The 10,638-nt window shown below is 67.8% G+C and carries 8 protein-coding genes and 1 tRNA gene; 3 read left to right on the forward strand and 6 right to left on the reverse strand.

Annotated elements, in window-relative coordinates:
• Positions 1–6: 6 nt before the first annotated feature.
• The 6 genes from clpX to dnaK all read right to left on the reverse strand — a co-directional run bounded on the left by clpX (position 7) and on the right by dnaK (position 7,258).
• A complete protein-coding gene (clpX, locus tag OXN85_00585) occupies positions 7–1,254 on the reverse strand; it encodes an ATP-dependent Clp protease ATP-binding subunit ClpX (protein ID MCY3598456.1) in 1,248 nt (415 codons plus the stop codon).
• A 36-nt stretch (positions 1,255–1,290) separates the two neighbouring features.
• Positions 1,291–1,917 carry an ATP-dependent Clp protease proteolytic subunit gene (locus OXN85_00590; protein MCY3598457.1) on the reverse strand — a complete coding sequence of 209 codons (627 nt, stop codon included), beginning with the start codon at positions 1,915–1,917 and terminating at the stop codon, positions 1,291–1,293.
• 39 nt (positions 1,918–1,956) lie between these two features.
• Complete coding sequence (gene tig / locus OXN85_00595; protein ID MCY3598458.1) at positions 1,957–3,228, reverse strand: trigger factor; 1,272 nt, start codon at positions 3,226–3,228, stop codon at positions 1,957–1,959.
• An 84-nt stretch (positions 3,229–3,312) separates the two neighbouring features.
• A tRNA-Leu gene (locus OXN85_00600) sits at positions 3,313–3,395 on the reverse strand.
• A gap of 104 nt (positions 3,396–3,499) precedes the next feature.
• A complete protein-coding gene (locus OXN85_00605) occupies positions 3,500–5,098 on the reverse strand; it encodes a trypsin-like peptidase domain-containing protein (GenBank protein MCY3598459.1) in 1,599 nt (532 codons plus the stop codon).
• Between the two features lie 213 nt (positions 5,099–5,311).
• Positions 5,312–7,258, reverse strand: a complete 1,947-nt coding sequence (dnaK, locus tag OXN85_00610; GenBank protein ID MCY3598460.1) for a molecular chaperone DnaK — start codon at positions 7,256–7,258, stop codon at positions 5,312–5,314.
• A 296-nt stretch (positions 7,259–7,554) separates the two neighbouring features.
• On the opposite strand from dnaK, the gene OXN85_00615 reads away from it, so the two are divergent.
• From OXN85_00615 to OXN85_00625, 3 genes are all read left to right on the forward strand, one after another.
• Positions 7,555–9,006 (forward strand): NupC/NupG family nucleoside CNT transporter, encoded by a 1,452-nt coding sequence (locus tag OXN85_00615; protein ID MCY3598461.1) that lies wholly within the window; start codon positions 7,555–7,557, stop codon positions 9,004–9,006.
• The gene (locus OXN85_00620; GenBank protein MCY3598462.1) at positions 9,003–9,848 is read left to right on the forward strand and encodes a purine-nucleoside phosphorylase; all 846 of its coding nucleotides are present in this window, start codon (positions 9,003–9,005) and stop codon (positions 9,846–9,848) included. The genes OXN85_00615 and OXN85_00620 overlap by 4 nt, the downstream gene beginning before the upstream one ends.
• A gap of 4 nt (positions 9,849–9,852) precedes the next feature.
• The coding region (locus OXN85_00625) for a hypothetical protein (protein ID MCY3598463.1) at positions 9,853–10,638 on the forward strand (786 nt) is incomplete at its 3' end.

Consider the following 10,638-nt stretch of genomic DNA (forward strand, 5'->3'; position numbering starts at 1 on the left):
GACCCTCTACGCCTCCCTGCGCTTGGCCCCGGGCTCCAGGATGAGGAGCGGCTGGTTGCTCTCTTCGACGGTTTCCCGCGTGACGACGACCTCGCGGATGTCCATGCGACCCGGCAGGTCGAACATCACGTCGAGCATGATGGATTCCATCACGGCCCTCAGTCCGCGGGCGCCCGTCCCGCGGTCGATCGTCTTGCGCGCGATCGCGCGCAGCGCCTCCGGGTCGAGCGTGAGACCCACACCCTCGAGTTCGAACATCTTCGTGTACTGCTTGAGCAACGCGTTCTTCGGGCGCTGCAGGATCTCCACCAGCGCATCCTCGTCGAGATCGTGCAGCGCAACGAGCACCGGTAGCCGGCCGACGAGTTCGGGGATCAGCCCGTAGCGGAGCATGTCTTCGGGTTCGACGCAGGCGAGGAGGTTATCCTCATCGTTCGGCGCCACGCTCTCAGCGATGAAGTCATCGCGGAAGCCGATCTGCCGACGCCCCTGCCGTTCCTGGATGATCTCCTCGAGGCCATCGAAGGCGCCGCCGCAGATGAAGAGAATATTCCGCGTGTCGATCTGGATGTACTCCTGCTGCGGATGCTTGCGCCCGCCCTGCGGAGGCACGGACGCCACCGTCCCCTCGAGGATCTTGAGCAGCGCCTGCTGGACGCCCTCGCCGGAGACATCGCGCGTGATCGACGGATTGTCCGATTTGCGCGCGATCTTGTCGATTTCGTCGATGTAGACGATGCCGCGCTCGCACTCCGCCACGTTGTATTCGCCCGCCTGCAGGAGCCGGACGAGGATGTTCTCGACATCCTCCCCCACATACCCCGCCTCGGTGAGCGTCGTCGCGTCCGCGATCGTGAACGGGACCTGGAGAATCCGCGCCAGCGTCTGCGCGAGCAGCGTCTTGCCGACCCCCGTGGGACCGAGAAGCAGGATATTCGACTTCTCGATCTCGACGTCGTCGACGAGACTGCGGTGGTTGATCCGCTTGTAGTGATTGTAGACGGCGACCGAGAGCGTCTTCTTCGCGATCTCCTGCCCGATCACGTACTCGTCGAGCGTCGCCTTGATCTCGCACGGCGTCGGGATCTCCGTGAAGCGCCCGCCCTGCTCGCGTTCCTCTTCCTCGGCGAGGATCTCGTTACAGAGCGAGATGCACTCGTTGCAGATATAGACGTTGGGTCCGGAGATGAACTTCTGCACGGCGTCCTTGGACTTGCCGCAGAAGGAGCAGCGCAGGTGCTTGTCGCTCGGCATCGTCGCCTCCCCTCGGTCCCTCGGGTTGCCCCGGCGCTACTTGGCGACGGCGGGGCCGGGTCGGCCGTTCTTGCCGTCGACCTCCGCTTCGCGCGCGACCACCAGGTCGATGAGCCCGTACTCCCGCGCTTCCTCGGGGGACATGAAGCGGTCGCGGTCGACATCCTCGGCGATCCGCTCGAGGTCCTGCCCGGTGTGATCGGCGAGAATCCGGTTCAGCCGCTCGCGGGCGTTGAGGATTTCCTTCGCCTGAATCTCGATGTCCGCCGCCGTCCCGTAGGAGCCGCCGGAAGGCTGGTGGATCATGATCCGCGCGTTCGGCAGCGAGCGCCGCCTGCCGGGCGTGCCGGCGGCGAGCAGGAACGCTCCCATCGACGCCGCCATCCCCATGCACATCGTCGCCACCGGAGCGTTCAGGAACTGCATCGTGTCGTAGATCGCGAGTCCCGCCTGGACGCTCCCCCCCGGCGAGTTGATGTAGATGTGGATCTCCCGCTCCGGGTTGTCCGCCTCGAGGAAGAGCAACTGGGCGATCACCACGTTCGCCACATCGTCGTTGATCGGAGCCCCGAGGAAGACGATCCGGTCCATGAGGAGACGCGAGAAGATGTCGTACGTGCGTTCCCCGCGGCTCGACCGTTCGATGACGTACGGTGCGAATATCGTGCTCAAATCAGTCCCTCACGTGGTTAGCGAAGCCCATCAATTCACGTCCGAGCCGTCGATCAGAAACCGGAACGCCTTGTCGATGGCAAAACGGCGGCGGAGCGGATCGAGCTGCTTCTCCTTCGCGAGCTCGCGGCGTATCTCCACCAGGCTCTTGCCCCTCGCCTTCCCCAGTTCCGACAGGCGCTCGTCGAATTCCTCGCTCGACAGGTCGAGCCCCTGATCCTCGATGAGTCGCTCGAGTACCAGGTCCCGCTTGATCTGACGCTCCACCTGGGGGGTCACCGACTTGCGGGCCTCCTCGACCCGTTCGGGATCCGCTCCCTCGGGGGCGTCGATCACCCGGTCAAGATAACGCGACGTGAGACTCGGCGGCACCTCGAACGCGTTGGCTTCGATCACCGCATCGAGAAGTTGTTCTCCGACTTCCTCCTCCGCCTGACGTTCACCCCGCGCCAGGAGTTCCTTTTCCACCGCTTCTCGAAGTTCCGCCAGCGTCCCGAAATTGCCGATCTCGCTCGCGAACTCGTCCGTGAGGTCCGGAAGCTCGCTGGCACGGACATCGTCGAGGCGGATCTGCAGCGACCGGGTGGTGCCCGCAAGATCCTCGGACCCGAAATCGTCCGGGTAGGAGACCGTGAACGTGCCTTCCTCGCCCGGCGTGAGCGTGAGGATCGCGTCTTCGACATCCGGAATCGCGTAGCCCGCGCCCAACTCGAACCGATACGGTTTCTCCGCGGCGCCGTCGCCTCCCTCTTGCTCCCTGATCGCCACGGCGACGACATCCCCGCTCCGCGGCGCCCGGTCCACGGGCTGGAGCACGGCGTTCTCCTTGCGGATGTTCTCGATGACCTCGTCGATGTCCGCATCCGCGACGGCCACCTCGCGCCGCTTCACCCGGAACCCTCCGGTCCGCGCAAGCTCGATCGCCGGCATCACCTCTACGTCGATGCGGAACGAGAGCCGCTCCCCGGGCTGGTAATCCAGCTCGCTCACGACGGGCTCCCCGATTGTGGAGAGCTCGTGCCGCCGTACGGCGTCCCGAAACGCCCGGTTGACGAGCGCATCGACCGTCCGTTCGTCGATGAGGGGACCGTAGCGTTCCTCGACGATCCGCACCGGAACCTTCCCCTTCCGGAACCCCTTGATGCGGGTCGTCTTCCGGAGTCTGGCGGCTTCCCGGCGCCGCGTCGCTGCCACCTGCGCGCGGTCCACCGACACGTCGAGACGGCGCAGGTAGTCGTTCTCCTGCTTGATCGCGACGTCGAACGGATCCGCCGCGGCGGCTTGTGAATCGGCTGCGCTCAAGGTCGGTTTGGCTCCCGCTCGTGTCTCCGCAGCGGATTACTGCGGCACCAACACTGGTGTCTGCACGCGGTTAACGGCACGAAATGCGAAAGGGGGGACTCGAACCCCCACGGCCAAGGGCCACCAGCTCCTAAGGCTGGCGCGTCTGCCAATTCCGCCACTTTCGCGCGAACCCGCCAGGTCGAACGCAGCGCCGGGATCGGCCGGGAATGTCGGCGCCGGCCGGAACGGGGGCAAGCAGGAACCCCCGCCCCGCCCGGTACTTCGCTGGTCAGCGTTCCGGGATCACGACGCTCCGGAAAGCGTTCTGTCGACGCCCGTCGGGCAGCAGAATATCGAGTTGCACGCTCAGCGCATCGCCGGGCCCCAACCCGGAGATGATGCGCTCGTAGTCGGCCCGCCCTTGAATCTCCTCGCCGTTGATGTCGACGATGAGCGTCCCCTCGGGAAGGCGCAGCCGCCCCACCGCGCCCCTCCGATCTCCGCCGACGATCACGACACCCTTGAACCCGGGGTCGATCCTGTATCGCGCATGTTCACGGGCTTCGACTTCTGCGTCATCCTCTACCGCGAGACCGAGGGCATCGCCGGTCGCCTCGGTCGGCTCGGAGCGTGCCGCGACCGGTGGCGGCGAGTCGTCGTCCGCCGAGATGAGGCGGACGCGCGCCCGGTCTCGCTCAAGCGTGGAGCGGCGCACGACGTCCAGTTCCACCGTCTCCCCCGGCTCGAAGGCGCGGATCCGCCGCTGCAGTTCCGAAACACCTGAGACGGGCTCCCCCGCCACGCCGACGATGACATCGCCACCTTCGAGTCCGGCCAGCAGGGCGGGACTGTCGTCGAAGGAGAAGGTTTGGATCTTCGCGCCCTCGACGCGCTCCAGGCCGTAGAAGGCGGCATCCGCGGCGTCGACGTCGGTAATCGAGACGCCGATGAGCGCCCGCCGCACCTCCCCGAACTCGATCAGGTCGTCGACGACCTCGCGGGCGAGTTCGATCGGGACCGCGAAGCCGTACCCCTGGTAGCTGCCCGTCGTCGACAGGATCGCCGTGTTGATGCCGATCACCTCCCCCGCCGCATTCACCAGCGGCCCGCCCGAGTTGCCCCGGTTGATGACCGCATCCGTCTGGATGAAGTCCTCGATCGCGAGCGGGTTGCGGTTCCGGAGGATGGAGATGTTGCGCCCCTTGGCGGAGACGATCCCCGCGGTCACGGATGAGAGCAGCGGTCCCGGTGCCGTCCGGAAGCCGGGACTCCCGATGGCGAGCACCCACTCGCCGACGGCGGTCGCGTCGCTGGAGCCGATGGGAAGGACGGCGATGTCGTCCACCTCGAGCCTGAGCAGCGCCACGTCGGTCTGCGGATCGCGCCCCACGAGTTCCACGTTGTCGAAGAGCCGTCCGTCGTGAAGCTCGACGTCGATGCGCTCCGCGCCCGCGACCACGTGGTTATTCGTGACCACATAGCCGGCCTCCGAGACGATGAAGCCGGATCCGCTCCACTCGACGGTCTGTGGCCGCCGCTCCTCCTCGCGGTTCCGGGCGGAATCGGGCGGGAACTCGAATCCCGGCGGGAACTCGAACCCGGGCGGCGGTTCGAAGCCCGGCGGGAACGGGGAGGCGGTCTCCCGCTCCGCCGTCAGGTAGATCGTCACGACCGCGGGAGCCACGCGCTCCGTCACGTCGGCGAAGCCGTTCGCCATCGTCATCCCGGCGCTCGCGGGGGCCCCGATCACCCACCCCGGGTCCCGGTTGCCGTCCGCCGCGATCGAAACCGGGGTCAGGTCCAGCACCGAAGCCAGCCCCACGCCGAACGCGAACGCGATCGTCGTCGCGATCAGCAGATTCAGTCGAGTACGCAGCGAATCGCTCATCTCTCTATCTCCCTCTCACCGGCCGCGACTCCACGGCCGAAGTGCGAATATAGCAGACCGAAGTGGCGTTTCTCCAACTACCGCTCCAAGGACGGCGACCGGACCGGGTCCGTCACCCCCGAAACGCCGAACCATGAGATGAACGGCGCGCGACCCGGGGTTGCCCGTGGGGCGGGCTCCCGGGCCGCGCGGTGAGACGTTGCCGGCGGAGGGCTACTTGTCGTCGGATTCCTCGACGATCTCGTAGTCCGCCTCGACGACTTCCACTTCGCCGGCGTCGTCCGCCTCCACCTCGACTTCGGCCTCTCCGTCGCCGCCGCCCGGCATGTCGCCCGGAGAGGCGTCGGCCCCCATCCCGGCCGCGGCGTACATCTTCTGCGCCGCCGCGCCGACCGCTTCCTGGATGGCGGTGGTTGCCGCGGCCACTTCCTCGGTGTCGTCCTGCTTGAGCGCGGCCCGCCCCCGCTCCAGCGTCTCCTCGATCGCGGATCGGTCCGCGTCGTCGAGCGACTCCTTCCAGTCTTCGAGGTTCTTCTCCGTCTGGTACACGAGGGAGTCGAGCCGGTTGCGGGTTTCGACGGTCTCGCGACGCTCCTGGTCCTCCGCCGCGTGAGATTCCGCGTCCCTCACCATGCTCTCGATCTCGGCGTCGGAGAGCCCCGAAGACGCCTCGATGCGAATCTTCTGCTCCTTGCCCGTCGCCTTGTCCTGGGCGCTCACGTGCAGAATGCCGTTCGCGTCGATGTCGAAGGTGACTTCGACCTGAGGCACGCCGCGCGGCGCGGGCGGGATGCCCGTGAGCTGGAAGCGGCCGATCGTCTTGTTGCCGCTCGCCATCTTCCGCTCGCCCTGGAGCACGTGGATGTCGACCGTGTTCTGGTTGTCCTCCGCGGTCGAGAAGATCTCCGACTTCTTCGTGGGGATCGTCGTGTTGCGCTCGATGAGCGACGTCATGACCCCGCCCAGCGTCTCGATCCCGAGCGAGAGCGGAGTGACGTCGAGCAGCAGTACGTCCTTCACGTCGCCGCCGAGCACGCCGCCCTGGATCGCGGCCCCGATGCCCACGACCTCGTCCGGGTTCACGCCCTTGTGCGGGTCCTGGCCGAAGAAATCCTTCACGACTGCCTGGATCTTGGGAATCCGGGTCGAGCCGCCGACCAGGATGACCTCGTCGATCTCGTCGACGGAAAGGCCGGCGTCCGCCAGCGCCTTCTCCATAGGCGGAATCGTGCGCTGGATGAGGTCGTCGACCAACTGCTCGAACTTCGCCCGCGTGAGGGCGAGGTTGAGGTGCTTGGGCCCCGAGGCATCGGCCGTGATGAAGGGGAGGTTGATGTCGGTCTGCATCGTCGAGCTGAGCTCGATCTTCGCCTTCTCCGCCGCCTCCTTGAGGCGCTGCAGCGCCATCGGGTCGGCCGACAGGTCGATCCCCTGGTCCTTCTTGAACTCGTCCACGAGCCAGTTGATGAGGCGCTGGTCGAAGTCGTCTCCGCCGAGGTGCGTGTCGCCGTTTGTGGCCTTCACCTCGAACACGCCATCCCCGAGTTCGAGCACGGAGATGTCGTAGGTACCGCCGCCGAGGTCGAATACGGCGATCTTCTCGTCCGACTTCTTGTCGAGGCCGTAGGCGAGCGCCGCGGCCGTCGGCTCGTTGATGATCCGGCGGACCGTGAGGCCGGCCACGCGGCCCGCGTCCTTCGTCGCCTGGCGCTGGGCGTCGTTGAAGTAGGCCGGGACCGTGATCACCGCCTCCGTCACCTCCTGCCCCAGGTAGTCCTCGGCCGTCTGCTTCATCTTCTGCAGCACCATGGCCGAGAGTTCGGGCGGCGTGAAGGTCTTGTCGGCGTGTGCAATCCTGACCTGCACGCGGTCCTGGTTGTCGCCCTGGATGTCGTAGGTGACGAGCTTCATCTCCTCGCCCACCTCGGACCGCTTGCGGCCCATGAAGCGCTTGATCGAGGCGACGGTGTTGAGGGGATTGGTGACGGCCTGCCGCTTGGCGACCTGCCCGACGAGCCGCTCACCCTCCTTCGTGAAGGCGACCACCGAGGGCGTGGTGCGCGCGCCCTCCGCGCTCGGGATGACGACCGGGTCTCCACCTTCCATTACCGCGACGACCGAGTTCGTCGTCCCGAGATCGATTCCGATGATCTTGCCCATTGGTTTTCCTTGGCTTTTGCTTGTCCGCTGTTTCCGCTGGTTCCGTCCCAGGTCCCAATCGCAGGGCGCCGCCTCCTTCCGGCGCGCCCGCGAACGAAGAAACACGTTGCAATCGCCGTGCCGCGCCGGGGGCCGCCTGTGCGCCGCCTTTTCCGACAAAATGGCACTCGGGGGCGCCACGCTCCGGCGCGGAGTGCCAAAGTGGCATGAAAAGGGGCGGGGTTGTGGCGCGGAAGACGGGACGGGGTATGTTCCCCGGGCTCCCGTCGCCCCGAACCCTCAGCCGGAGTGCGCCGATGTCCCAGCGTCGCGACCCACCACGCTCCGCAGCCGCGGCGCCCTCCGCGATGCCGCGGGAGGGGCGGCTGCTCCTCACCGTGGTCGCCGTGCTGGGTGTCGGCCTGGCCGCGGGCGCGGCGCCGCTGGCGGCGCAGGGGCTCGAGGGAGTGGGGGGCGCGATCGACGAACCGTTCTTCTCCCGCCTGGCGCGGGGCCTGCTCGGGATCGCCTTCCTGCTCACGACGGTGTGGCTCTGCTCGGCCCACCGGAAGTCGATCTCGTGGCCGCTCGTCGCGAAGGGGCTCGGGCTTCAGATCGCCTTCGCGCTCCTCGTTCTCAAGACGGGGATCGGTCACACCTTCTTCAGCGCCGTCAACGACATCTTCGTCGCGCTCATCGGATACACGAACGCCGGATCCCGCTTCGTGTTCGGGTCGCTCGTGGACTACGGGACTCCGGTCGACGGGGGCGGGGGCGGTGTGGTGAACATCGGCGCGAATTTCGCCTTCAGCGTCCTGCCCACGATCATCTTCTTCTCCTCTCTCATGGCCCTCGCCTATCACCTGGGGTTCATGCAGCGCGTGGTGCGGGGCGTCGCGTGGGCGATGCAGCGTACCCTCGGGACGAGCGGCGCGGAGACGACCTCGGCCGCCGGCAACATCTTCGTCGGCCAGACGGAGGCGCCGCTCCTCATCCGGCCCTTCGTGGACCGGATGACGATGTCCGAACTCAACACCGTGATGACGGGGGGCTTCGCGACTGTGGCGGGCGGCGCGCTGGCCGCGTACGTCGCGATCCTCGTGGGGGTGTTCCCGGGGATCGCGGGGCACCTCCTGGCGGCGAGCATCATGGCGGCGCCGGCGGGGGTCGTTGTGAGCAAGATGCTGATGCCCGAGACGGACGAACCCGAGACGCGCGGCACGCTGGACATCGACCCGCCGCAGGCGCACGCGAACGTGATCGACGCGGCGGCCGGAGGGGCCGGAGACGGGCTGAAGCTGGCCCTGAACGTGGGGGCCATGCTCCTCGCCTTCCTCGCCATCATCGCCTTGGGGAACGGCATCATCGGCTGGGTGACGGGGTTGTTCGGCGTGGAGGGAATCACGCTCGAGCGGATCTTCGGCTGGGTCTTCGCGCCGGTCGCCTGGCTCATCGGCGTGCCGTGGGCCGACGCGGTCGACGTCGGGACGTTGTTCGGCGTGAAGATGGTCGCGAACGAGTTCCTCGCCTTCACGAATCTCGGCGCCGGGCTCGCCGGCGACCTTCAGCTCTCGAACAAGTCGCTCATCATGTGCACCTACGCGCTGACCGGATTCGCGAACTTCAGCTCGATCGCGATCCAGATCGGGGGCATCGGAGGGATCGCCCCCGGCCGCCGCGAGGACCTGTCGAAGCTCGGCCTGCGGGCGATGCTCGGCGGGACGGTCGCGACCTGGATGACTGCGACGCTGGCCGGAGTCCTCGCGTGACGCGTGCCTCGGACATCCGGGCCGCCGTCGAGGCGGCGGCCGCGGCACTGCGAGCCCGCATCGGGGACCGGCTGGACGGCGCCGTACCGGACGTCGCGATCACGATGGGTTCGGGACTCGGCGGGCTCGGGGAGGAGATCGAGGATCCGGTGCGGGTGCCCTACGAGGATCTCCCCGGCTGGCCGCGCCCCACGGTCATCGGGCACGCCGGCCACGCGCTCGTCGGAACACTCGCCGGCCGGCCCGTGCTCGGCCTGAGCGGACGCGTCCACCTCTACGAGGGCGGCCCGCCGGACCGCGTCGTCTTCTACGTGCGCGTCGCGGCGGCGCTGGGCATCCCCGTCCTCTTCCTCTCGAACGCGGCGGGAGCGATCCGGGAGGGCTGGCACCCCGGCGAACTGATGCTGATCGCCGACCACCTGAACCTGACCGGCACGAGCCCGCTCTTTGGTCCGGTGGTGGGTACGGAGAATCGCTTCCCCGACCTGACGTTCGCCCATGACCCGAGACTGCGGGCGATCGTCCGCGAAACCGCCTCCGACCTGGGCCAGGCGCTCCACGAGGGCGTCTACGCGGCGATGCACGGCCCCGCCTTCGAGACCCCGGCCGAGATCCGCATGCTGCGGGCGCTCGGCGCCGACGCCGTCGGCATGTCCACCGTGCCCGAGGTCATCGCGGCCCGCGCCCTCGGCATCCGGTGCGTCGCCGTCTCCTGCCTCACGAATTACGCGGCGGGAGTCCTCGACGAACCGCTGAATCACGAGGAAGTCCTGGAGACGACAAGACTCGCCCAGGCCGACTTCCAGCGCCTCGTCGCCGAGTCGGTCCGCCGCTTCCCGTAGTTTCGTGCAGTCCACACACCTGCCCGCCACGCGCGCGGTCGTCTTCATCCCCGCACTCATCGCGGGCGCAGCCTGCGCCGCCGCCCCCGACTCGGAGCATCGTGCGATCCCGGGTCCGCTTGACGAGGTGTTCAGGATCGACGCGGTGATCACGCTGGGCGAGGACCCGGAGGACTCCATCGCCACGCCGGGTCGCTTTGCGGAACGCGCGGCGGGGGGCTTCCTGCTGAGCGACGGACAGCTCCCCAGGGTCCGGAGCTACGACGAGCAGGGGCGACTCGAGGCGGCGTTCGGACGATTCGGCGAGGGTCCGTTCGAGTTCCGCGGCATCAGCGGTTTGGCCGAAGAGTCCTCCGGCCGTGTCGCGGTGGTCGACGCCGGCCAGGGCAGGCTCACCTACCTCACGGGCGGTTTGCGCCCCGACACGGTCGTGCGGCTGCCCGGGGTTCCGCGCCGCGTCGAGCCTTTAGGGGAGGATCTGGTCCTGTACATGCCCCTCGGAGACCAGCGCGAGGGCGTCTCGCGGTTCTTCGAACGCCCCATGCTGCTGCAGCGGTGGACGGCGGGCGAGTCGGCCTGGAGCGCGTATCGGCTCCCCTACCTTCCGATCGAAAGACCGTACTGGAGCTCGATCGGGCTCTTCTCGTTCGATGTCGCGGGCGACTCAATTTACATCGGGTTTTCTCTGCGCTACCCCATCGCGATCTTCAACTCCGCAGGTGACTCGGTCGGACTGATCGGCGTCCCCCCGGCCACGTTCCAGCCGGTTCCCGTGTTTGAACCGGGCGCC

This window comes from Candidatus Palauibacter australiensis (genome assembly GCA_026705295.1).
In the GTDB taxonomy this organism is placed as follows: Bacteria; Gemmatimonadota; Gemmatimonadetes; order Palauibacterales; family Palauibacteraceae; genus Palauibacter; species Palauibacter australiensis.